This window comes from Maribacter arenosus, assembly GCF_014610845.1.
GTDB classification, from domain to species: Bacteria; Bacteroidota; Bacteroidia; order Flavobacteriales; family Flavobacteriaceae; genus Maribacter_A; species Maribacter_A arenosus.
The window spans coordinates 353,769-375,704 of sequence record NZ_JABTCG010000004.1 but is presented as its reverse complement, the minus strand read 5'-3'; the positions used below and the strand labels follow the sequence as shown (position 1 = coordinate 375,704).

26 protein-coding genes are annotated in these 21,936 nt (G+C 39.4%); 14 read left to right on the top strand and 12 right to left on the bottom strand.

The features are described from left to right. Positions 1-92: 92 nt before the first annotated feature. On the bottom strand, positions 93-2,906 hold the full coding sequence (leuS, locus tag HPE63_RS12615; protein ID WP_188314627.1) for a leucine--tRNA ligase: 2,814 nt from the start codon (positions 2,904-2,906) through the stop codon (positions 93-95). 82 nt (positions 2,907-2,988) lie between these two features. Here leuS and HPE63_RS12610 point away from each other — a divergent pair, with 82 nt between their 5' ends. The 5 genes from HPE63_RS12610 to HPE63_RS12590 all read left to right on the top strand — a co-directional run bounded on the left by HPE63_RS12610 (position 2,989) and on the right by HPE63_RS12590 (position 6,650). Further along, complete coding sequence (locus tag HPE63_RS12610; RefSeq protein ID WP_188314626.1) at positions 2,989-3,867, top strand: cell division protein FtsX; 879 nt, start codon at positions 2,989-2,991, stop codon at positions 3,865-3,867. A gap of 167 nt (positions 3,868-4,034) precedes the next feature. Next, positions 4,035-4,304: a DUF3098 domain-containing protein gene (locus tag HPE63_RS12605; protein ID WP_188314625.1), complete on the top strand. Its 270-nt coding sequence runs from the start codon at positions 4,035-4,037 to the stop codon at positions 4,302-4,304. 1 nt (position 4,305) lies between these two features. Then, positions 4,306-5,100: an undecaprenyl-diphosphate phosphatase gene (locus HPE63_RS12600; protein WP_188314624.1), complete on the top strand. Its 795-nt coding sequence runs from the start codon at positions 4,306-4,308 to the stop codon at positions 5,098-5,100. Positions 5,101-5,139: 39 nt separating this feature from the next. Continuing rightward, positions 5,140-5,856 carry a tRNA pseudouridine(55) synthase TruB gene (truB, locus tag HPE63_RS12595; RefSeq protein ID WP_188314623.1) on the top strand — a complete coding sequence of 239 codons (717 nt, stop codon included), beginning with the start codon at positions 5,140-5,142 and terminating at the stop codon, positions 5,854-5,856. Between the two features lie 65 nt (positions 5,857-5,921). Further along, positions 5,922-6,650 carry an energy transducer TonB gene (locus HPE63_RS12590; protein ID WP_188314622.1) on the top strand — a complete coding sequence of 243 codons (729 nt, stop codon included), beginning with the start codon at positions 5,922-5,924 and terminating at the stop codon, positions 6,648-6,650. On the opposite strand, the gene HPE63_RS12585 is transcribed toward HPE63_RS12590, so the two are convergent. The 5 genes from HPE63_RS12585 to HPE63_RS12565 form a co-directional block, all read right to left on the bottom strand. Continuing rightward, complete coding sequence (locus HPE63_RS12585; protein WP_188314621.1) at positions 6,633-7,271, bottom strand: thioredoxin family protein; 639 nt, start codon at positions 7,269-7,271, stop codon at positions 6,633-6,635. The two genes, HPE63_RS12590 and HPE63_RS12585, sit on opposite strands and share 18 nt — an antisense overlap. A 236-nt stretch (positions 7,272-7,507) precedes the next feature. Then, a complete protein-coding gene (locus HPE63_RS12580) occupies positions 7,508-8,911 on the bottom strand; it encodes a TolC family protein (protein ID WP_188314620.1) in 1,404 nt (467 codons plus the stop codon). Continuing rightward, complete coding sequence (locus HPE63_RS12575) at positions 8,911-10,266, bottom strand: HlyD family secretion protein (protein WP_188314619.1); 1,356 nt, start codon at positions 10,264-10,266, stop codon at positions 8,911-8,913. The genes HPE63_RS12580 and HPE63_RS12575 overlap by 1 nt, the downstream gene beginning before the upstream one ends. A gap of 1 nt (position 10,267) precedes the next feature. Further along, complete coding sequence (locus HPE63_RS12570) at positions 10,268-11,941, bottom strand: peptidase domain-containing ABC transporter (protein WP_188314618.1); 1,674 nt, start codon at positions 11,939-11,941, stop codon at positions 10,268-10,270. Between the two features lie 5 nt (positions 11,942-11,946). Further along, positions 11,947-12,621 (bottom strand): TetR/AcrR family transcriptional regulator, encoded by a 675-nt coding sequence (locus HPE63_RS12565; RefSeq protein WP_188314617.1) that lies wholly within the window; start codon positions 12,619-12,621, stop codon positions 11,947-11,949. 150 nt (positions 12,622-12,771) lie between these two features. Between HPE63_RS12565 and HPE63_RS12560 the strand changes: the two genes are divergently transcribed. The 6 genes from HPE63_RS12560 to HPE63_RS12535 all read left to right on the top strand — a co-directional run bounded on the left by HPE63_RS12560 (position 12,772) and on the right by HPE63_RS12535 (position 15,878). Further along, positions 12,772-13,131, top strand: coding sequence for a hypothetical protein (locus tag HPE63_RS12560; protein WP_188314616.1), 360 nt, complete (start codon positions 12,772-12,774; stop codon positions 13,129-13,131). Positions 13,132-13,258: 127 nt separating this feature from the next. Continuing rightward, the gene (locus HPE63_RS12555) at positions 13,259-13,576 is read left to right on the top strand and encodes a hypothetical protein (RefSeq protein ID WP_188314615.1); all 318 of its coding nucleotides are present in this window, start codon (positions 13,259-13,261) and stop codon (positions 13,574-13,576) included. A 7-nt stretch (positions 13,577-13,583) separates the two neighbouring features. After that, a complete protein-coding gene (cutA, locus tag HPE63_RS12550; protein ID WP_188314614.1) occupies positions 13,584-13,901 on the top strand; it encodes a divalent cation tolerance protein CutA in 318 nt (105 codons plus the stop codon). A 62-nt stretch (positions 13,902-13,963) separates the two neighbouring features. Next, the gene (locus tag HPE63_RS12545; RefSeq protein ID WP_188314613.1) at positions 13,964-14,527 is read left to right on the top strand and encodes a DNA-3-methyladenine glycosylase I; all 564 of its coding nucleotides are present in this window, start codon (positions 13,964-13,966) and stop codon (positions 14,525-14,527) included. An 85-nt stretch (positions 14,528-14,612) separates the two neighbouring features. Further along, positions 14,613-15,194 carry a hypothetical protein gene (locus tag HPE63_RS12540; RefSeq protein ID WP_188314612.1) on the top strand — a complete coding sequence of 194 codons (582 nt, stop codon included), beginning with the start codon at positions 14,613-14,615 and terminating at the stop codon, positions 15,192-15,194. 15 nt (positions 15,195-15,209) lie between these two features. After that, positions 15,210-15,878 (top strand): DNA alkylation repair protein, encoded by a 669-nt coding sequence (locus tag HPE63_RS12535; RefSeq protein WP_188314611.1) that lies wholly within the window; start codon positions 15,210-15,212, stop codon positions 15,876-15,878. A 1-nt stretch (position 15,879) separates the two neighbouring features. Here the strand turns inward: HPE63_RS12535 and aat are convergent, their stop codons facing one another. The 4 genes from aat to HPE63_RS12515 form a co-directional block, all read right to left on the bottom strand. After that, entirely contained in the window at positions 15,880-16,545 is a 666-nt protein-coding gene (gene aat / locus HPE63_RS12530) for a leucyl/phenylalanyl-tRNA--protein transferase (RefSeq protein ID WP_317172916.1), read from the bottom strand. A 110-nt stretch (positions 16,546-16,655) separates the two neighbouring features. After that, the gene (locus HPE63_RS12525) at positions 16,656-17,033 is read right to left on the bottom strand and encodes a DUF3127 domain-containing protein (RefSeq protein ID WP_188314610.1); all 378 of its coding nucleotides are present in this window, start codon (positions 17,031-17,033) and stop codon (positions 16,656-16,658) included. A gap of 48 nt (positions 17,034-17,081) precedes the next feature. After that, complete coding sequence (locus HPE63_RS12520) at positions 17,082-17,906, bottom strand: class I SAM-dependent methyltransferase (protein ID WP_188314609.1); 825 nt, start codon at positions 17,904-17,906, stop codon at positions 17,082-17,084. After that, positions 17,882-18,763, bottom strand: a complete 882-nt coding sequence (locus HPE63_RS12515; protein ID WP_188314608.1) for a flavin reductase family protein — start codon at positions 18,761-18,763, stop codon at positions 17,882-17,884. The genes HPE63_RS12520 and HPE63_RS12515 overlap by 25 nt, the downstream gene beginning before the upstream one ends. Positions 18,764-18,871: 108 nt before the next feature. Between HPE63_RS12515 and HPE63_RS12510 the strand changes: the two genes are divergently transcribed. Both HPE63_RS12510 and HPE63_RS12505 read left to right on the top strand, forming a co-directional pair. After that, positions 18,872-20,020: a sensor histidine kinase gene (locus tag HPE63_RS12510; protein ID WP_188314849.1), complete on the top strand. Its 1,149-nt coding sequence runs from the start codon at positions 18,872-18,874 to the stop codon at positions 20,018-20,020. Between the two features lie 3 nt (positions 20,021-20,023). Beyond that, positions 20,024-20,380 (top strand): hypothetical protein, encoded by a 357-nt coding sequence (locus HPE63_RS12505; protein WP_188314607.1) that lies wholly within the window; start codon positions 20,024-20,026, stop codon positions 20,378-20,380. Here HPE63_RS12505 and HPE63_RS12500 read toward each other — a convergent pair. Further along, positions 20,367-20,759 (bottom strand): HIT family protein, encoded by a 393-nt coding sequence (locus HPE63_RS12500; protein WP_188314606.1) that lies wholly within the window; start codon positions 20,757-20,759, stop codon positions 20,367-20,369. The genes HPE63_RS12505 and HPE63_RS12500 overlap by 14 nt on opposite strands. Before the next feature lie 78 nt (positions 20,760-20,837). Next, positions 20,838-21,314, bottom strand: a complete 477-nt coding sequence (greA, locus tag HPE63_RS12495) for a transcription elongation factor GreA (protein ID WP_188314605.1) — start codon at positions 21,312-21,314, stop codon at positions 20,838-20,840. 110 nt (positions 21,315-21,424) lie between these two features. Here greA and HPE63_RS12490 point away from each other — a divergent pair, with 110 nt between their 5' ends. Continuing rightward, complete coding sequence (locus HPE63_RS12490; RefSeq protein WP_223198143.1) at positions 21,425-21,862, top strand: Rieske (2Fe-2S) protein; 438 nt, start codon at positions 21,425-21,427, stop codon at positions 21,860-21,862. Positions 21,863-21,936 lie beyond the last annotated feature (74 nt).

Below are 21,936 nucleotides of genomic sequence, written 5' to 3'. Positions count from 1 at the left end.
GTTAATCGTTTAAAATGTAATAACTTCTTTTCTAAAAAAAAAAGCCGCCTTCCAAAAATGGAAAGCGGCTTAAATTATTTAATAGAAGGTAATTACCCCACAATATTTACGATTTTACCGGGCACCACAATTATTTTTTTAGGGGTCCTTCCCTCTAACTGTTGTTGGGTCTTTTCATGGGCCATTACCGCTGCTTCAATTCCGTCCCTATCCAAATCCAAGGGTAACTCTAACGTAAAACGCATTTTGCCATTGAAAGAAATAGGGTATTCCTTACTGTCTTCAACTAAATACGAGGCATCGAATATTGGGAAAGGTGCTGTGGAGATAGATTCTGTATGACCCAATTGTTCCCAAAGTTCCTCTGCGATATGCGGGGCATAGGGCGAAACCACTATGGCCAAAGGCTCTAAAATTGCCCGACTCGTACATTTTTGTGCGGATAACTCGTTCACACAGATCATAAAAGTAGAGACCGAGGTATTAAAACTAAAGTTTTCAATGTCCTCCTCGACCTTTTTAATGGTTTTATGAAGGGTCTTTAAATTTTCCTTAGTTGGTTCGGTGTCATTGAATTTGGCCCCATTAACATCAAAATACAAGCGCCATAATTTCTTCAAGAACGAATGTGTCCCTGTAATCCCTGCCGTGTTCCAAGGTTTGGACTGTTCCAATGGTCCGAGGAACATTTCATACAACCGCAAGGAATCGGCCCCATATTCCACACAAATACTATCCGGACTAACCACATTGTATTTGGATTTGGACATTTTTTCAACTTCGCGCCCAACGATGTATTTACCATCTTCAAGTACAAACTTGGCATCCTTATATTCTGGCTGCCATTTTTTAAAAGCCTCCACATCCAACTCGTCAGAAGCATTTACCATCGAAACATCCGCATGAATAGGAGTGACCGTTTTATTGCCGATTTTGCCTTTAGAGTAAACATTGCCTGTTTCCTCTTCCCGATATACAAAAGCACTCGTCCCCGTAATCATCCCTTGGTTGATCAATTTTTTCGCGTATTCATCCTTAGGTACCAAGCCCTTATCGAACATGAATTTTTGCCAAAACCGTGAATACAATAAATGCCCTGTGGCATGTTCGCTACCCCCAATGTAGAGATCCACATCTTGCCAATAGTTTATTGCTTCCTTCGAGAAGATTTCATCACCATTTAGGGGGTCCATATACCTATTAAAATACTGGGAACTTCCGGCCCAACCGGGCATCGTATTTAATTCCAATGGAAAAACATTCCCATTATCTATTAAATCATTACTAACTACCCTTGCTTTAAGACGATCCCACGCCCAGACCGTGGCATTTCCCAAGGGCGGTTCGCCGGTTTCGGTCGGAAGGTATTTTTCAACTTCGGGCAAGGTTATAGGCAAATGCTGTGCCTCGATCATTTGGGGTAATCCATCCACATAATATACAGGGAAAGGTTCTCCCCAATAGCGCTGGCGGCTGAATACGGCATCGCGTAGACGATAATTTATCTTTCCTTCACCCTGACCTATTTTCTCCAGTTCAAAAATGACCCGGTTTACCGCTTTTTTATAGGATAATCCATTTAGAAAATCCGAATTTGCGATAACCGTAGTTGCCTTATCCGCAAAGGCCTCCTCCGAAATATCAATACCCTCAAAAATGTTAGGGATAGGAATATTGAAATGTTTTGCAAAGTCATAATCGCGCTGATCCCCACAAGGGACAGACATAACGGCTCCTGTACCATAACCGGCCAATACATAATCGCCGATCCATATGGGTATGGGCTCCTTGGTAAACGGATGCTCTGCATATGCGCCTGTAAAGACCCCCGTTATGGTCTTGACATCAGCCATACGGTCGCGTTCCGAACGTTTGGCAGTAGCTTTGACATACGCATCGACCTTAGTTTGCTGTTCTGGGGTCGTTATTTTTGAAACCAATTGGTGTTCTGGGGCCAAGGTCATAAAGCTGACCCCGAAAATGGTGTCTGGTCTAGTTGTGAAAACCGGAATTCCGAATTCTGAATTCTGAACTCTGAATTCGACTGTGGCTCCTTCGGAACGTCCTATCCAATTGGTTTGGGAGTCCTTTAGGGGTTGTGGCCAATCTATCTTGTCCAAACCATCCAACAAGCGTTGGGCATAAGCAGTGATCCGCATGCTCCATTGCGTCATCTTTTTACGAACTACCGGATGACCTCCACGTTCAGAAACCCCGTTGACAATTTCATCATTGGCCAAAACCGTACCTAACGCGGGACACCAGTTCACCTCGGTTTCCGCCAGATAGGTTAATCGGTACTTCAATAAGATCTCTTGTTGTTTTTGGTTGGAAAATGCGTGCCATTCCTTGGCAGAAAACGCTGCTACATCATCGTCACAAACAGCATTTACCTTTGTATTTCCAACTTTTTCAAAAACAGCGATCAATGATTGAATATCCTCTGCTTTATCGACATCAACATTGTACCAAGAATTGAACAATTGAATGAAAATCCATTGGGTCCATTTATAATATTTGGGATCAGAGGTTCGTACCTCACGACTCCAATCGAAAGAGAAACCGATTTTATCCAATTGTTCACGATACCTTTTAATATTGGTTTCGGTCGTAATTGCCGGGTGTTGACCTGTTTGTATCGCATATTGTTCCGCCGGTAGACCAAAAGAATCATAACCCATGGGATGCAGCACATTAAATCCTTTATGCCGTTTATAACGTGCATAAATATCACTGGCGATATAACCTAACGGATGGCCAACATGAAGCCCGGCCCCTGATGGGTAAGGGAACATATCCAATACATAGAATTTTTCTTTTTTAGAATTGTTCTCCGCCTTAAAAGTTTGGTTTTTGGCCCAATATTTTTGCCATTTGGCCTCAATTTCATTGAAATTGTACTGCATTTTTGTCTTTCTTATCTCTATCGGGCAAAAATAAGTTTATTCAAATTACTTTCCTATTTTTACATATTGAAGTATACTACGCATGAGCAAATCTTTTGAACAGTACCAAAAACGAAAATTGATTTCTTCGTATTTCTCAGTGGTCTTAAGTATTGGGCTGGTACTTTTTCTATTGGGCATCCTTGGTTTATTGGTCTTGAACACCAAAAAAATGGCCGACCATTTTAAGGAACAAATTACGATTTCGGTATTTTTAAAGGAAAACGCCAAGGACGTCGAAGTAGATCAATTGCAAAAGAGCCTTGCCATGGCCGAATACACCAAAACGGCCACCTATGTTTCCAAAGAGGAGGCCGCCGAACAACACAGCAAGGAAATCGGGGAGAATTTTATCGATTTTCTGGGTTATAACCCATTAAAAAATTCTATCGATGTACAATTAAATGCTGATTTTGTTTCGCCCGAACAGATCGAAGAAATCGCCACTGGGATTTCAAAAAAGAATTATGTAGATGAAGTTAGTTATGACAAACCCTTGGTCGGTCTTCTTAGCGAAAATGTGAAAAAAATCAGTTTTTGGATCCTCGTGGCAAGTGCTATTTTTACATTTATTGCGGTTTTGCTCATTAACAGTTCTATAAGACTGTCGATATACTCCAAACGCTTTATCATAAAGACCATGCAAATGGTAGGGGCCACAAAAATATTCATTCGAAGGCCTTTTCTTTGGACAAACATCAAACTAGGCATGTTGGGTGCTGTCCTTGCCTTATTGGCCCTAGGGGGTGTGTTATACTATTTGGATGCGAATTTTACCGAATTCAATATTTTACAGGATAGCACGCTATTGATCATACTGTTCGTAAGTGTCTTTGTATTAGGTGTCTTGATCTCATTGATAAGTACCTATTTTGCAACCCAGCGCTTTTTAAACCTAAGGACTGACGAGCTATATTATTAATTGGAATACTCCTTTATGTGGATCACGTACCACTTTAAGTGCGTTACGCACATAGATCTGTTTTCAAGGCTTCGCCCCTCAAGTTTAAAAATTCCACCACATGTAATAAAAACATAAAATACCGTTTATATAAAAATAAATAGGCAGGACTTCATTACATTTGCGATATGGCCAAAAAGCAGCACAATTCAAATGGGCAACCGGTAAAACCTGAATTTATATTTCAGAAAAAAAATTATTTGTTCATGTTCGTGGGCATTGCCTTTATCGCCTTGGGTTTTATTCTTATGGTTGGCGGAGGTAGTGATGACCCCAATATTTTTAATCCGGATATTTTTAATTTTCGGAGAATCCGATTGGCTCCTACGCTAGTCTTGATAGGGCTTGGTATAGAGATATATGCGATTTTGTTGAATCCCCATAAGAAGCGAAACTAATTTGGAGACCTTAGACGCAATAATCCTTGGGATTATCCAAGGACTCACGGAATTTCTTCCAGTATCATCCAGCGGACATTTAGAATTAGGAAAAGCTATTTTAGGCGATAACTCGATCCCGGAAGAAAGCCTTTTATTTACGGTAGTACTCCATTTTGCAACGGCGCTGAGTACGATTGTTGTTTTCCGTAAAGATGTTTGGGAAATAATAAGCGGACTTTTTCAGTTTAAATGGAATGAGGAAACCCGATTTTCACTAAAGATCATCGTTTCAATGGTACCGGCCACATTAATCGGCCTGTTTTTTGAAGAACAATTGGAAGCTTTTTTCGGTGGCGACATACGGTTTGTGGGTTTTATGCTATTGATTACAGCTGTTCTTCTTTATTTTGCCGATAGAGCAAAGGACACCGATAGAAAGGTATCTTATAAAAATGCATTTGTAGTCGGTGTTTCACAAGCAATAGCCATGCTTCCAGGAATATCCCGAAGTGGAGCGACCATATCAACATCGGTCTTATTAGGTGTTGACAAAACCAAAGCTGCCCGTTTTTCATTTTTAATGGTGGTCCCCTTGATTTTCGGTAAAATGGCCAAAGATATTATGAGCGGGGAACTGAACTTCGAGAGCGAAAATACTTTTGCCATGGGTGCGGGATTTATTGCTGCGTTCATTGCGGGATTAGCAGCATGTACTTGGATGATCAAACTGGTAAAACAAAGCAAACTTACTTACTTTGCCATTTACTGTTTACTGGTAGGACTAATTGCAATCGCATATAGCTATTGGGGCTAATTGGCCCACCCCAAAAATGACCAATAAAAAGACCCTTTAATGAAGTCATTATCTAAAGAGGATTTTTTGGAAGGACAGTTGCTTTTGATTGATAAGCCTTTGGGCTGGTCTTCGTTTCAAGCTGTGAACAAACTAAAATGGGCCATACGTAAGAAATTCCACCTAAAAAAAATAAAGATTGGCCATGCAGGTACCTTGGATCCATTAGCTACTGGACTTTTGCTTATTTGTACGGGCAAGTTCACCAAAAAAATAAATGACCTTCAAGGGCAAGCGAAAGAGTATACAGGAACCATCACCTTGGGGGCAACCACACCCTCTTATGATCTTGAAACCGCTGTGGACGAAACCTTTTCCATAGCGCATATTTCGGATGCCTTGATCCTAAAAACCACAATAGATTTTATCGGGGATATTGAACAGACACCCCCTGTATTCTCCGCGCTTAAAAAGGATGGAAAACGATTGTATGAATACGCTAGGGAAGGCAAGGAGGTTGAAATAAGAAAAAGACAAGTAACCATTTCTGAATTTGAGATCACCAAGTTCAACTTACCAGAAATTGATTTCAGAGTGGTCTGCAGTAAAGGTACTTATATACGATCCTTGGCACATGATTTTGGAAAAGCATTACATTCTGGAGGCCATTTATCGGCATTAAGAAGAACCAAAATAGGTGATTACAACGTAAATAAAGCCATGGACCCCAACGTTTTTGCACAAATGTTGCTTGAATCAGGGAATATTTCAGGTTAAAATCGGAATATGATCCATTTCAAAGAGAAATTAAAATATTTCGACAAAATACAGGTTATAGCCTTATGCACCTAAACCGTCAACAATTATCATTACTCATTACCATCTTCTCTATGGCTATCATTGTCCTAGGGTTGTATAACATTCATCTTGGCGGACAACAAAAAGAAGATGAGTATGTGGTTGAATTGGTTTTAGATGAGGAAGTACTGGAAGAATTGATCAAAGAAGAGGAAAAGAAGTTGGAAGAATTGCAAGAGCAAGACCCTATAAAAAGCCATATGGCCTTTAATGAAACGGCTAAACCCAGTTTTGGGAGCCCTGAGCCCCTTAAGACCCTTGACGAAATATTGGAGGAAAAGGCCGCCAATGAATCTGATGAAATCCAACCATATGATGCTGAAGACTCGGATTATGCGGAAAAGGTAAAGAAGTTGGCTAAACAAAGGGAGGAGAAAAAGCAGTTGTTGGGTGAAAGGGAAGCCCAAAAAGAGGAACGAACCAATAATCTGGCAGCCAGAAGAACATCGGTCTCTTACTCGCTTATCGGAAGGAGAAATTACAAATTACCCCCACCAATCTATACTTGTATAGAAGGTGGAAAAGTGGTAATCAATATTGAAGTCGATGCGCTTGGAAATGTTATCGATGCAAGCTTTAATTCAAAAAGCTCTGGCACCTCGAATGGTTGTCTGGTCGACAACGCTATCACCTATGCCCTCAAGGCCAAGTTCGATGCCTCTTCAAAAGCACTTCAAAAAGGGACCATCACATACTTATTCCAAGGAAAGTAAGACTAAGAGATCCTTGAGTATGCTTTGCCCTTTGTCGGTATTGTACCAAACCTGTAGTTCTTCCTTGAAACTAGTCGTTAAAACTCCATGTTGATTTTTGAAATCAATAACCATTTGCTCCAGATTTTTAGGTCGGGAACCCCACTCTCCCAACACCTCACCCGAAATATTATCAATCATGACCAACTTAGGAATGCCCATGGCCCCGTCGATCAAAAAGCGGTTCATAATATCCAGATTTTCATCTCGCAGGATTATTTTCAAGGTAATCTTGTCATTGAGGGTTGCCACTTTGTTGATCATGGGCAAGGTTTGTGCTGCATCCCCACACCAACTTTCGGTCAACACCAACCAAGTCACATTTTTTTGATCATATCCCTTTATTTTCTTAGCGGAGTCTTCATTGATTTTCAACGTTTTGTCCAAACGTTTCATTCTGCGTTGGTTCAGAAGCGTATAATCAATCATTTCTTTGGATACATCTTGCCCGGTAGCTTTTCCTTCGCTCGACAAGTTGTCCATCAAAAGCCTATAATCCTGATATGATATTCCCTTGGCTATTCCGTTTTGTAACAGTTCTTCGGTGGTAAGCTCCGAATTCTCCACGACGATTGCGTCCATAAGTGTTATATTTTAAAATGGCAAAGTTACCGTAGGAAAACAATTCCATCGGTAACATAGGTGACATTAGTTACGAATTTATCCTAAAACCTTACATAAGCTATTTTTGATCATTCCCTCCCAGATGCCATATGACTTGTTCAGAATTACCAAGGCCTATTTAAGTGTCTTTTCAGAACTAATATTCATTCCTTAAAATGGGTTTCTGGGTTCCTGATGCCATTAAAATTAGATCGTCATAAATTCTGGGGGTTTACCGAAAGGCTTTTGAATAGGTTTGCCTTGGCCATGTAGTATTTGTTCCGTACTTCAATTCTTTTTAATTCGGCATCGATAAGTTTGCTTTCGCGTGAATTGATCAAAAACAATGAACTTTCCCCAAAACTGAATTTGCGTTCCTCGGCCGTTAATAGTGTACTATAATTTTGAACGATTTCATTAATAAGTAGGTTCTGTGATTCAAAGGATTCCAATTCACGATATACGGACAAGATTTTGTTCTTAACCTCTATTTGGGCATTATCTAGCTCATATTGCGCCTCCTGTAATTTGAACTTGGCCAACTGTAGATCTCCTCTTTCCTTTCTTAGAAAAAGTGGCAGTCGAAAACTAATCCCGCCTTTGTACTGCTCTGTTTCAAAGGAATTAATGAATTCCGGCGTTTCGGTCAAAAAATTATACTCCATATCTATTTTAGGCAATAATCGATTTGCCATTAAGCGTTTTTCTACGCGTAATCCATCAATTTTGTAACCCAATGATTTTAATTTCGGATGATTTTCAATAGTAAAACTATCGAGGGGCTTTCCTAAGATTTCAAGGGTAATGTCTATTTCAGCTTCAATTTCGGTTTCAGGGATGACATTGGGTTGCAACTCTATTGGGATGCCCTCATTAATCCATAAAAAATTCGATAGAACCAAGGTTTGTTTCATTAAACCCACATTTGCCTGTTCTAGACCCAATGCCCGAGATTGCATGGCAATTTTCGCCTCCACAGTATCGATTGCAGCAATATCGCCAGCATTAGCACTGCTTTTTATTCCTTCGAACCTAGTATTCGCATTATCCAAGAAGTTTCTAAAAATCAATGCTTCTTTATAGGCTTTCAACCAGTCAAAATAGGCCAATGAAGCTTCATAAAGTATCTGATTGACCAATAAGTCCCGGTCTGCTTTAGACCTATTCCTGAAATATTTCGCTTTTTTCAAGGTTGCCATGCGATCATTGATCCATAAACCTTGACCCACTGACATAGAGATTCCTGCACTATACAGACCCTCAGAGGGAAGCGTCTCCATAGGGTTCAAAAATTCACCATCATTCTGTTCAAAATTACCCTTGAGTTCAATACCATACCAAGTAGGGATCTTGAATGTGGCATTTAACCGGTCGTAGTATTCGGTGCCCTTGAATTTCTTTTGGTCATAATCAACCTCGATCTTCGGATCAAAACCTCCACGGGCTTTCATTAGATTTGCCTGACCGATCCCCAATTGTAAGTCGGCCTGTTTTGCTATGGGATGGTACTTTTTCACATAACCCAGATACTCGTTGAACCGCAATACCATTTGGTCCTCTTCTTGACCTTGTAATGCCAAACACGAGATAAAAAAAAGGAATATACCGTATTTATACATCACGATTTCTTTTTGGAGTCCGTATTGACCGTTTCAGGTTGATAATAATTTGGAGGGAAACCATTCAATTGTCGCCATAGTTCATACCAAATAGGCACATCTTCCAAAAGGGCAATGGTATTCGCTCCTGATCCAACACGAATAGCCTCTGGCCATGGATAATCATCGGGGTCAGGGGCCAACAAAACCCTATACAATCCATTTTCACTGATAAAGCTTTCTATGGCGACAACTTTTCCGCCATACGTACCATAAGAAACATTAGGCCAACCACTGAATACAATTGCAGGCCATCCGTCAAATTGGATCCGTACTTTTTCACCAAGATGCAATAAAGGTAGGTCCAAGGGTTCAACATAGGTCTCAACGGCCAAATCTATATCTGAAGGCATTATACCTACCAGACGATCACCTTCCTTGAAAGTTTCTCCTATTCCGCCTTGTATGGCCTTATTAATATAACCATTCTGTGGTGCCCGAATGTAATAGAGGTCATTTCGCATCTGGTAGTTCGTAAATTCGTTCTCTAATTTGGTAACCTGGGCTTCTGAGTCATACTGATTCGATTGTGCCGTGAACATATCACCTCTTGCCTTTGCTATTTTATCAGTGTATTCGGCCATGACTCGACTAATCTCAACTTGGGCATTTATAATCTCATTTCGGGCGGCCAATACCTTATTTTCCTGGGAAATCAATTTAGCTTGTGTTTCCTGAAGTTTTAGGCGTTTTTCTTCTACATCGGTCATGGCTTTCAGTCCCTCGGACTGTAATTGCAAAATACGGTCATACTGTCTTTGGGCAATTTCCATATTTGTTTTGGCCGCCTCAAAATCAATACTATCGCTTTTCACCTTAAGTTTTGATTGTAGCAATTTGTTTTTGGATTGTTCTAATTTTAATCCCCGCTCTTCGGCCAGCGCTGCGATTTGACTGTTTAATGCCTTTACTTTACCCTCATAGGAGGTGACAGAGGATTCCTTGGCCCTAATTTGCTGCCCTGTTCTTTCAACCAGTTTTGGATCGAGATATTCGTTCTTGATCTCTGAGATGAAAAGAATGGTGTCGCCTTTATCCACGTAGTCCCCTTCCTGTACATACCATTTTTCAATTCTTCCTGGGATTGGGGATTGAATCGTCTGGGGACGTTGATCGGGCTTTAGGGTAGTTAGGTAACCCTTGCTTGTGATGTTTTGTGTCCAAGGCAAAAAAAGGATTAGGAAACCTGTAATCGCAAAGGCCAATAAAAAGCGATTAAAATGCTTATAATGTCTTTGATGAAATACTTTTTTGGCTGAAGTAAATCGGTCTAAAGAAACCTTTTGATTTAATCTGTTATGTGAAATATTCAACATGCTAAATTACTTTTTCATCGATTATTCTTCCTTTCTCCATTGTAACGACATGGTTACAATGTTCGGTCCAAAGCTTATTTTCACTTACCACGATTAAAGACCAACCATTTTTCGGGTCACTTAAAAAGTCGATGATTTCAGTGACCTCTTCCTCATTGAATTGATCCAAAGGGTCTTTTAAAAGGAGTAATTTCGGATTTCTTACAATACTCCGGGCCAAAACTATTTTTTTGGCCACTGTAAACGGTATTTGTTGCCCTTCCGGATAAAGGATCGTTTGCAATCCTTGTGGTTGTTCCTTTACGAATTCGCTAAGCCCTAACTTATTAATGACCCAGTTTATCCGCTCTTGGGCAATGGAAGTATCCCCAAATGTAATATTGTTAAGGATAGACCCCTCGAAAGGCAATTCCCCGGGTAAGGTATGTCCTATTTGTGACCGGTAAAGGTTGAGGTTTAAAGCTTTTAACGAATTTCCATTTACATATACCCCGCCCGAATCAGGTTCCAAAATACCCGATATGATCCGGAGCAAGGTGGTTTTTAAAGATCCACTTTTGCCATTGATGAGCATTCTGGAGTTGGGGGGTATCTTTAAACTTATATTATCGATGACCGTCTTTTGACTTCCGGGAACTTTGTAGGAGACCTTCTCCAACTCCACGGAAAGGGGTTCGTTTTCCCCAAAGGAAATTTGACCCTCTTGGGATTCGAGTTCCTTATCTACTACTTGGCCCAATTTTTCCAATGATGTCAATAGGTCATAAAAAGTCTCCAATCCCAGGATCATTTTTTCTACCGAACTAATGACCAAAAGAATAATGATTTCCGCGGCAACGAACTGCCCAATGTTCATTTCCTGGTTTAAGACCAATAAGCCTCCGATCAAGAGCAAACCGGCAGTTACCAATACTTTGAACCCGATCATTTGGATAAATTGCAATACAAGGATATTGAAATGGCTTTCCCTTGCTTTTAGGTATTCGGTCACCAATTCATCGTTCTTATCCAAGGCGTGGGATGTTTTCCCTGAAAGTTTAAAACTTACCATAGACCGCGCAACCTCTTGCAACCAATGGGCTACCTTATATTTGTTTTTAGATTCGTTCAAGCTTGTATCCAGACCCTTTTGGGCCGTAAACTTGAACACCACATAAATCAATAAGAGCAATAAAATGCCATAAATAATAAAAAACGGATGGTAGAAAGAAAGCAGTAATAGTCCAAGAACTATCTGCAATAACGCAGCCGGAAAATCTACTAAAATCTTCGAAAGACCTTTCTGAACCGTAAGGGTATCGAAAAACCGGTTTGCCAACTCCGGTGGATAATAATTTCTTAGTTCACTCATCTTTATTTTGGGAAACCTGTACGCAAATTCAAATGAGGAACGTGTGAATATTTTCTGTTGCACATTTTCAATGATCCTAATTTGCATTAGCTGTAGCACCCCAACAAATGCCACTCCCAAAGTCACTAAGACAACCAATACGATCCAAGAAGTACTGATACGTGCACCTTGTAGCAAATTGATTATGGCTTGAATGCCCAGTGGAAGGGATAAGTTGACAATCCCTGCGAATATAGCGTAATAAAACACTTGGTAAATATCCCTTTTATCCAAGCGCAACAAGCCCATTAGGCGTTGCCATGAGGTCATAATGGTTTTGGTCATTCTTTCTATGGTTTAAGGACGCTGAAAACAAGGTTTTGAAAGTACACAGTAGGGTCATTGATTTGATGACAATCCGTCAAGGTGGGAAAATGGTCCATGAGAAAATATTGATGTAGTGACCCTTCCAAAATTGTACTGGCAAGACTTGAGGGATACGGATAATCCACATCAATTGCTCGTATCATATCACTTAGGCGTGTGACCAATCTTTTGTATATTACAAAATAACCCTCTTTATTCTCTGCATCGACCTCTTTGGTCAAATAGGATTTGGAATACTCATTAATTACGATCTTGTTCAACAACACCTCATTGATATGTGAAAATGCTGAATCTTCCTCAGTACCTTTGGTGACGATTTCAATGGCTTTTTTTAATTTTTCGGTAGAATTACCCATACTATTGGTGGCAAAAACCAATTGATACTCTAACCAACCCCAATACCAAGAAGTTAAGTATAAGAGTAGTTTATGCTTATTTTCGAAATAGCGGTAGATGGAACTTTCATTGGAAGCGATTTTGATTCCCAATTTCTTGAAGGTAAAACACTCAAAACCCATCTCATTGATCATAAGGATACTTTCCTTTACGATACGCTTTCCTAAAGCCGAAGATTCCGGGTCTTTGACATAGATATTATCGTTGATGTTGATTTTAACCGATTGCATCAAACGTTCCATAACATTATTTTGAAACACAAAATTAATAGCTTTACTATCATATACTAATAGTTTAACTATTTTTTAACGAAAGTTTTACTCTCTTTTTTTATTTTTGGTACCCAAAATATTACTTATTGGGTTTTAGTTGAATCTTTAAATATTTGATTTATGCGAAAATTTATTTTTATAACCACCTTCCTATGTTGTTTAGGATGGGTTAAAGCACAAGAAGATGTACCACTTATTGACAAAGGCACGGTGCTAATATTAGGGGAGCCCTCATCAGGAATTAACTATCAACATATTCATTTCCCTAAAAGGAATTTTATCCTTAAAAGAGGAGGGATAGCAGATTTTAAGCAACTCATCGGGGAAAAAGTTGAAGTCCATCAAATCGAATATGCCGGAACCGATAAGACTAAAATCGTGCTTAAACGAAAAGATGGGCGTCGTTTTTTTAGGTTTTTCCCAAATGTAAAAGCCGATTTTGAGAAAGCCTTGGCATTAGGTGAGTTAAAACTCGAATAAAAAATACAGAGCCTTTTAGAGCAGGTTAAGAAGTCGTTCTCAAACCACCAGTCATCGGTACATATTCTTCGCTAGTTATGTGAAAACCATGATACTGGTGGTTTTTAATGCTCAAAATTCATTAAATATGATTCTATCGCAAAGCAATACTTTAACACAGGACATCAATGCTGCCCGTAAAGCAGGGTATTTAATCGAATTTTATTTCAGGAATGGAAAACTGATTGGCAGAAACCCTAATCGAAGTTATAGCCCCAGCGATTGTTTTCTTGTAGAACATTGTAGACACGAAGGCATGAGCGACCCTGGGGATGCTTCAATTCTATTCTTGATTCAGTGTGCCGATGGCCAAAAAGGGTATTTGAGCAGTGCATACGGAATTTATGCGAATACCGAGCTTATCGATTTTATTCGTTCAATGAAAAAGATGAACAATCCTAAATAATCCCTTTATGGTTTTGACGCATATCCTTACTGATACAAGAGAGCAAGCTCTTAATTGCATTGAAATACTACTTAGTAAAAAATTATTGTTGGATGCAACGATTTCTGAAAAAACTACATATTCTAAAAACGAAACCTCAGGTAAATTGGAATCAAAGTCCAATGTATTGATAATAGGCAGGACCAAAGCCCTACTCTTTCAATCGATCGATCAAGAACTAAAAAAAAGTTATCCCAAGAATATGCCTGGCCTCTATGCGGTGCCCATTGTGTACATGAACGAGGATCAAAGCGATGAAATTCGCGATAAAACCGCAAAGATCTAAAATGGTTTGCCGTTCGATTCAAGTTTGAATTTATCCATATCTTTAAACTAAAGTTAATCATTATGGACAAACACAGATGTGGATGGTGCGTGGGAGATGATCTCTATGAATCATATCATGACAAGGAATGGGGCGTCCCGGTAAAGAATGATGCGATTTTATTTGAATTTCTTATTCTGGAAACCTTTCAAGCCGGATTGAGCTGGATTACCATTCTTCGAAAACGGGAAAATTTCAGGAAGGCTTTTGATCAATTTGACTATAAAAAAATCGCCACCTACGACGAATCTAAAATACAGGAATTACTTCAAAACAAAGGGATTATTAGAAATAATTTAAAAGTTAGGGCAACCGTTACCAATGCCCTTTCCTTCATGAAAATTCAGGAAGAATTTGGAAGTTTCAGTTCTTACATCTGGGGGTTTATCAATGGCAATCCTATTAAGAATGCCATAAAGAATCATAAAGAAGCACCTGCCCAAACCCAATTGTCAAACACCATTAGTAAAGACCTCAAAAAAAGGGGTTTTAAGTTTGTAGGGAGTACTGTGGTTTATGCACATATGCAAGCTACGGGTATGGTCAATGACCATGAAGTCGATTGTTTTAGATATAATGAGGTTTGATTTAATCCTCGATGATGTGTAAAGACGCTTGAATTTCAGCTTAGGATAAATCGTAAATTTACCGAGTAAAAAAAATAAGTCAGACATGGGATATGGTTTGTGGTTCGGATTGTTTGTGTTTATTGGCACCTCTTTGTGCCAAGGCCAGAATAGGGAAGAACGTGAACATCGTATAAGGAAATCACAATTTCCAACAGTGCAATTAGACAGCCTGGCAATTGGCCCCAGAATCAAACAAAAACGCTATTATAAGGAGGTAGATAGTCTGCAGACCACATATATCTTTAAATTCAAAAAAGATCGCTTACATTATTTTCTATCCTATGATGATACTGGCAATTTAATAACATCCGGATTTCGGGTTAATGAAATCGATATACCCGAAGAAACATACCAAAAAATAGAAGGTTATTTATCCGATACTTATGAAAAGTTTAGGATTAAGCGCATCTTTCACGAATATCCCGTAGTGAATACCGAAAGTGATACCCCTGATTTGTCGGACACATTTCAAAATCTCATGCTTCCTGGCAATGCATACAAACTCATCGTATTCGTTAAGAATAGCACAGGGAGGGGCGAACTTGATCTTTGGTTCAAAGCAGATGGAAGTCTTATTCGAAAACGGCCAGCATTACCAATGAACCACGACCGTATTTTATACTGAATATGATATCATAAAATGAACGAATTCATCCAAACTTTGGAACTTGAATTTCAGTCGAACTCAGATCCAAGTATTGCAGCTGGCCAAAAGGCCTATATGCGTAATCAATTTGAATTTTATGGTATAAAAAATCCAAAAAGAAGGGAAATTCAACGACCCTTCTTGGAGAAATCCTATTTGCCACCAAAAGTTGAATTGCAACTTATTGTGAAAACGCTTTGGCAAAAACCCCAACGTGAATATCAATATTTTGCCCAGGAATTGGTTTTTAAATATAGAACCCAATTCGATAAAAATGATATTGTTCTTCTGGAGTTTATGGCAACCCATAAATCGTGGTGGGATACCGTGGATTATATAGCGGTTAAATTGATAGGTCCGTATTTTGAATATTATCCTGGGCAATTAGACACCTACATCGAAAAGTGGTTGGCCTCGGACAACATTTGGTTACAACGTTGTTGTTTACTGTATCAATTGAAACGAAAGGATAAAATAGATGCCCAAAGATTGGAATACATTATAAAGAGACTTTTGGGATCCAAGGAATTCTTTATCAATAAGGCTATCGGCTGGGTATTACGGGAGTATAGTAAAACCAATCCCTCATGGGTAAAAAACTTTACCCAGCTAAATGATTTGTCAAGCTTAAGTCGGCGTGAAGCACTCCGGTTAATGGATTGAACTACCGCCTTGTTAGAATAGCAATGAATTCAGATCTTGGGATTTCCCTTGCCCCCAGACTTTCTAAATGCGTGGTATACAATTGACAGTCGATCAATCTGTATTTTTTTTGCTGAAGTTCTTGTGCCAACTTGATAAAAGCAAACTTCGAAGCGTTATTTACCAAACTGAACATGCTTTCACCACAGAAAACATGACCTTGGTCAATACCATAGAGCCCCCCTACCAATTCACCATCTTCCCAAACCTCATACGATTGTGCATGTCCCAGTAGGTGCAATTTCAAATAAGCTTGCTTCATTTCATGGGTTATCCAAGTACCATCTTGATGCTTTCTTTTTACTTTCGCACATTGATCGATGACCTCTTCAAAGCAGGTGTTTTTGGTCAACGTAAATTGATTGTCCTTCAAGACCTTTCGCATACTTTTCGCAATCTTGATTTGGTCAGGGAATAAGACCATCCTTGGATCCGGACTCCACCACAAAATCAAAGACCCCTCATTGAACCAAGGGAAAATACCACTTTTATACGCCAGCATTAATCGTTCAGGGGAAAGATCGCCACCCACGGCCAATAACCCTTCCGCATTTGCATCTTCGACCGGAGGAAAACAAATGGCATCGCTAAGAAAAGTCAAAGGTCTGTATGGACTATTTTTTTTCACTGATAAAGTTTAATTTAAAAATACATAATTCAAAAGAATATGGAGGTTCTAAAAAATATGGGCAAAAAAAAGACCCTTAAGGGTCTTTTTTATTCGATTATTAAGTTTCCCTAAAATGGAAGGTCATCATGGTCCTCATCGTTGATATTATCAGCAGGCTCAAAGGCATCCATTGGTGGCACGGGTGGTATATTGGGAGAACCTTCGGCAACTTGGAGATTCTCGATACGCCAACCCTGGATAGCATTGAAGTATTTTACCTCCCCTTGAGGGTTTGTCCATTCCCGGCCCCTTAGATTAATACTAATCTTTACATCCTGGCCAACCTGATAGCTATTCAGCAAATCACATTTATCCTGTACAAATTCTACGAGTATATGTTGTGGGTATTGTTCCTCAGTGGTCACGACCACTTCCCTCTTTCTAAAACCATTGTTCCCAAAAGTCTTTGTTTCATCAATCAGTTTGATTTTTCCTTGTATTTCCATGTTTCAATAATTATGCTATCTGCGTTTAATGTTTACTATATCCTATTTCTAATTAGGGAGCCCTAAAAGATATGTTCCCTGTTTTTTTCCGTTCTGCTTTTTTGCATGTCCTTTTTCCCACCTGTAGTTTTCAGAACCCAGACCATCTAACAAAAGCTCCAAATCCTTGAGTGTATACATTCTTGGCAACGAGGCCTGACCGTCCCAAGCATAACAGATCGGGATAATCGGAATCAGATAGGTAAAAACAATTTGCCGACAAGTTAAGGGTTTTACAAATGGTGTCATAAAAAGTACCATAATAATTAATAAAACCAATGAAATTGGCAGTAGTAACCACCAAATAAGCAGTGGAATGTTATTATCGCCCATCTCATAAATCAATAAGGGCTGGTGGGTTCTTTGGGCTGATTCCAAGATTGCCCTAGCCTTCGCTGGCCGCATATGATGAAAACTGTTCATCATGGTCTTAAGGCCTTTGGGAGCCGATGAAATATTGGTTGCATCAACCGAAGTTTCGAGATAACTGATATTGTCCGAAGTTTTCGAATTGAACTTTTTCAACATTTCAGGGCTGGGATACATATCGGTCATGATCAAGGAAACCTCTTCCAGACCATTGATTTTATGAAGCGAGGCTAAAACTTCCGGCATTGCCCCGCCTGATCCAGAACCTAAGTCAACAATCGTATTCAGGTTTTTGCTTTTTAATATATCCGCAATCATCTTGGCCAACAGTTCTGGAATCCCGATCATCTTTTGAAGGATTACGATTAAATTGGTCATACATACACGTAGCCATGCAGGAAACCATCCAAAATCCTCGAATTCGAATAATTGGATACGTTTTAGATTGCCAAAAGTAGTTTCCATGCCAAATCCACTTCTTTTCCGTTAATATACTCCTGGGCCCTGCGATGTATCCTTTCGGTGTCCTTTGATTCGACCAATGTGCTTAGTTCTCTGTTAGAAGCAATAAATTCATTGATTTCGGAGGATGTGGGTAGCTTTGCTACATTACCTAACATTCCGAGATCGTTACCGGTCAAAATACGGCTTAACCTAATTTTTTTGGGAATGGCATCTACACCAATTCCTAAACTTGACAAGGGTTTGGGCACTTCGAACAAGCCTTTGGCGGCCCTTGAATACCAATTGCCCCCCATACGGGCCACTTGGTCTATCTTTTTAGGGTCAATACTGCCATTAGCGTCCAAAATTTCGGAATCAATATGTATTTTAACCACCTTGGAAAAAATCAAATTCCCTGCGCCACCTTCATTCCCCAAAGGTTCGATTTTCGTCACCTTACATTCAAATTGCACGGGGGATTCCGCTACCCTAAATGGTTTTACAAAATCGGACTTCACCATGGTAAGTCCGGCTTTCACAAACTCATTTATCCCTTCGGGATATTCGGTACTCGAGAGCGACATTTGTTGTACCATATTATAATTAACCACATTGATAACCACCTCCTTGACTTTTTCCACGTTTTCCAAGGTATGCTTTGTGGTATTGTCCCTCACCCTACGGGCAGGCGAAAATATCAATATGGGCGGATTGGCACTGAACACATTAAAAAAACTATAGGGCGATAGATTGGGCCTGCCCATGGTATCAATGGTGCTCGCAAAGGCAATAGGTCTAGGTCCGATCGCCCCTAAAAGATATCCGTGTAATTCCGGTATGGTGATATCTTTTGGATCTATTGAGATTGTATTTGCCATAGTCTAACAAATGTAGTCAATTTGGTTACTATTAAAAATATATGGCCTTGCATGCCACACACCAATTATGCTCATTTTACGTTATCTTTAAAGCAACAAACCGGCCTGATGGATTTTAATCCCAAAAAGAAGACTTCGAACTTTGTTTTACTGGCAATTGCCTTTGCCATTGTGAGTTTGATTTTATGGAACACCAATAGTTTCTTTAAAAAGTTCAAGGAGGAGGAACGATTGAAAATGGAGATTTGGGCTACCGCCCAATCCGAGTTATTACAATATTCCGAGGACATGGATATGGGTAATCTTACCATAAAAGTACTTCAAAACAATACTTCTACCCCAATGATCCTAGTAAACAAGGATGGGTCTATCAAGACCAATAATATGCCGAAAGACAAAGTAGGGGACTCTCTGTATGTACAGCGAAATATTCGAAAATTCGAAAGTGAAAACATGCCAATATCCATAGACCAACAAGGCGAACATTTAGCTACTTTATACTATGGGAACTCAGAGATGTTGAACAAATTAAAATATTATCCCATAGCGCTCTTGTTGATTATTTTTCTCTTCGGGGCCGTTATTTTCTTTTTCTTTAAAACCAACAAAGCCTCGGAGCAAAACAAATTATGGGCCGGCATGGCGAAAGAGACAGCCCATCAGATCGGTACTCCATTGTCCTCACTTTTAGGATGGAACGAACTATTGAAGGCTGAAAAAATAAATCCGGAGATCACCAAGGAAATCCAAAAGGATATTTCGCGATTGGAAACCATTACGGAACGATTCTCCAAAATAGGATCCTTACCCGAGCTCAAAGAAGTTGATATCGTACATGAAACAAAGGAAGCCTATGATTACCTGAAACTTAGAAGTTCTAAATTGATCCATTTTTCGTTCAATACAAAGGTCGAAAAAATGCCTGTACTATTAAATCACGCTTTATATAATTGGACCATCGAGAACCTGGTCAAAAATGGCATCGATGCCATGAAGGGCAAGGGGAGTATCGCCATCGATATTGTGCCGGCAGGGAGATATGTAAATATTTTAATCGCCGATACTGGGAGTGGTATTCCGAAAAGTGATTACAAAACCATTTTCAATCCTGGGGTAACGACCAAAAAAAGAGGCTGGGGCCTAGGGTTGTCACTGGTCAAGAGAATAGTGGAAGAATATCATAAAGGAAAGATAAAAGTACTTTCTTCAGGTAAGGAGGGTACCATAATGCAAATTTCATTAAAAGTAAATAAATAAGCCATGTCGAAGGAGAAGTTAGTACTACTTAAAGAAGCGGATATTACCAATAACTGCCCTGAATGTTTCAATCAGGATATGAAAATAACCTTTAAACAAAAACATAAGTATGGGAAGTTATATGACCGAACGACCAATGAAGTGACCCATACCATCAAATGTAATAAATGCGAATCGATCATCTATCCCGTAAATTGGACCGATGATATAGAACGCATATTCAATTATTATCAAAAAATGGTCAAGCCAGAGAAGGCCTCGATTCGATTTACATCCCTATTCTATATTCTGGTGATTTCCCTGTTGGTAATACTAGGGGCGGTAATATACCTGTGGCAATCCGGGATTATTCAATTTTAGAACGGATTTTTGCTGCAATAGACTCAAAATCCTGTTTAGATAGGGAAACTTTATATTGAAAAGTAGCCTCTTTCATTTCATTCAAGGGGATCAAATGTACATGAACATGGGGCACTTCGAGACCGATTACCGTTATCCCTACGCGTTTACAATCGATGGTGGCTTCAATGGCCCTCCCTATCTTTCGTGAGAAAGCCATAAGTCCTAAATAAGTTTCCTCATCCAAATCCATGATCTTATCGACTTCTTTTTTGGGAATACATAAGGTATGTCCTTTGGCATTCGGATTAATGTCTAAAAAGGCAAAAAAATTATCATCTTCCGCTATTTTGTAACACGGGATTTCCCCATTGATGATTTTAGTAAAAATGCTGGCCATGGTTAGAACTTGTTTTATGAAAGGCAAAAAAAAATCCTATCGATATTGATAGGATTAAATATAAAGATTTATCGTTATCTATTCCCTTGTAATCTCTAAAATCTCAAAGGTGATTTTTCCGCTAGGCACTGATATTTCAGCAGTATCACCTACTTTTTTCCCCAACAGACCTTTACCGATTGGAGAGCTCACAGAAATCTTGCCGGATTTCAGATCCGCTTCGCTTTCAGCTACTAATTTATATTTCATTTCCATACCATTGGTTTGGTTCTTTAGTTTTACGGTAGACAGGACCAATGCCTTTGAAGTATCCAATTGGGACTCATCGATCAACCTGGCGTTGGCCAAAGTGCCTTCCAACTTAGCAATTTTCAATTCCAAAAGTCCCTGTGCTTCCTTGGCAGCGTCATACTCCGCATTTTCGGACAAATCCCCTTTGTCCCTAGCTTCGGCTATTGCTTGAGAAGCCTTAGGGCGTTCAACATCCCTAAGATGGTTCAGCTCGTCCTTTAGCTTTTTCAACCCTTCTGCCGTGTAATAAGATACGTTACTCATAGCTTCATCGTTTAATAAATAGGAAAATCCCCTTTTTTAAAGAGGATTTAACGCAAAGATACATATTTTTTGTTCAATTTTGTTGGTCTCTTCGTTATAGGAAACGTATTATGAATCGTATCTGTGGAATATTTTTGGTCATTTTGGCCTTTGGGTGTAGCAATGATACAACCAATCGAAATCCGTATTTGCAGGAAATTGGTTTTAGGTTCGACATGAACCTAAACCTTCCTTTATATAGTCCTCTGACCAATACCGGCTCAGCTATTTATGTGGGCACAAAAGGTGTGGGTACTGCCGGGATTTTCGTGATCAATACAGGTTTCAATGAATTTGTCGCCTCTGAAGCAAGTTGTCCCAACCATGCGCCCAATGATTGTTCGACCATGGTCCTCAATGGACAAACGGCCACCTGCGCTTGTGATGATTACGAATACAGTCTATACACGGGACAAATGTTGAACAGACCCGATGATGGTAAACGTTATTATGATATGCTGATTTATCGTACTGCCTTTAGCGGTAATATATTAAGTGTCTCGAATTAAGAATAACAATAGTATTGTATATGGCATGAAAATGAAAGGCATCATCATTTAATCTATTGCTACCTTATTTTCTT

Excerpts from the sequence above, each read along its gene's own strand:
- leuS (WP_188314627.1), bottom strand. The coding sequence starts at position 2,906 with ATGCAGTACAATTTCAATGAAATTGAGGCCAAATGGCAAAAATATTGG.
- HPE63_RS12610 (WP_188314626.1), top strand. The coding sequence starts at position 2,989 with ATGAGCAAATCTTTTGAACAGTACCAAAAACGAAAATTGATTTCTTCG.
- HPE63_RS12605 (WP_188314625.1), top strand. The coding sequence starts at position 4,035 with ATGGCCAAAAAGCAGCACAATTCAAATGGGCAACCGGTAAAACCTGAA.
- truB (WP_188314623.1), top strand. The coding sequence starts at position 5,140 with ATGAAGTCATTATCTAAAGAGGATTTTTTGGAAGGACAGTTGCTTTTG.
- HPE63_RS12590 (WP_188314622.1), top strand. The coding sequence starts at position 5,922 with ATGCACCTAAACCGTCAACAATTATCATTACTCATTACCATCTTCTCT.
- HPE63_RS12585 (WP_188314621.1), bottom strand. The coding sequence starts at position 7,271 with ATGGACGCAATCGTCGTGGAGAATTCGGAGCTTACCACCGAAGAACTG.
- HPE63_RS12580 (WP_188314620.1), bottom strand. The coding sequence starts at position 8,911 with ATGTATAAATACGGTATATTCCTTTTTTTTATCTCGTGTTTGGCATTA.
- HPE63_RS12575 (WP_188314619.1), bottom strand. The coding sequence starts at position 10,266 with ATGTTGAATATTTCACATAACAGATTAAATCAAAAGGTTTCTTTAGAC.
- HPE63_RS12570 (WP_188314618.1), bottom strand. The coding sequence starts at position 11,941 with ATGACCAAAACCATTATGACCTCATGGCAACGCCTAATGGGCTTGTTG.
- HPE63_RS12565 (WP_188314617.1), bottom strand. The coding sequence starts at position 12,621 with ATGGAACGTTTGATGCAATCGGTTAAAATCAACATCAACGATAATATC.
- HPE63_RS12560 (WP_188314616.1), top strand. The coding sequence starts at position 12,772 with ATGCGAAAATTTATTTTTATAACCACCTTCCTATGTTGTTTAGGATGG.
- HPE63_RS12555 (WP_188314615.1), top strand. The coding sequence starts at position 13,259 with ATGATTCTATCGCAAAGCAATACTTTAACACAGGACATCAATGCTGCC.
- cutA (WP_188314614.1), top strand. The coding sequence starts at position 13,584 with ATGGTTTTGACGCATATCCTTACTGATACAAGAGAGCAAGCTCTTAAT.
- HPE63_RS12545 (WP_188314613.1), top strand. The coding sequence starts at position 13,964 with ATGGACAAACACAGATGTGGATGGTGCGTGGGAGATGATCTCTATGAA.
- HPE63_RS12540 (WP_188314612.1), top strand. The coding sequence starts at position 14,613 with ATGGGATATGGTTTGTGGTTCGGATTGTTTGTGTTTATTGGCACCTCT.
- HPE63_RS12535 (WP_188314611.1), top strand. The coding sequence starts at position 15,210 with ATGAACGAATTCATCCAAACTTTGGAACTTGAATTTCAGTCGAACTCA.
- HPE63_RS12525 (WP_188314610.1), bottom strand. The coding sequence starts at position 17,033 with ATGGAAATACAAGGAAAAATCAAACTGATTGATGAAACAAAGACTTTT.
- HPE63_RS12520 (WP_188314609.1), bottom strand. The coding sequence starts at position 17,906 with ATGGAAACTACTTTTGGCAATCTAAAACGTATCCAATTATTCGAATTC.
- HPE63_RS12515 (WP_188314608.1), bottom strand. The coding sequence starts at position 18,763 with ATGGCAAATACAATCTCAATAGATCCAAAAGATATCACCATACCGGAA.
- HPE63_RS12510 (WP_188314849.1), top strand. The coding sequence starts at position 18,872 with ATGGATTTTAATCCCAAAAAGAAGACTTCGAACTTTGTTTTACTGGCA.
- HPE63_RS12505 (WP_188314607.1), top strand. The coding sequence starts at position 20,024 with ATGTCGAAGGAGAAGTTAGTACTACTTAAAGAAGCGGATATTACCAAT.
- HPE63_RS12500 (WP_188314606.1), bottom strand. The coding sequence starts at position 20,759 with ATGGCCAGCATTTTTACTAAAATCATCAATGGGGAAATCCCGTGTTAC.
- greA (WP_188314605.1), bottom strand. The coding sequence starts at position 21,314 with ATGAGTAACGTATCTTATTACACGGCAGAAGGGTTGAAAAAGCTAAAG.
- HPE63_RS12490 (WP_223198143.1), top strand. The coding sequence starts at position 21,425 with ATGAATCGTATCTGTGGAATATTTTTGGTCATTTTGGCCTTTGGGTGT.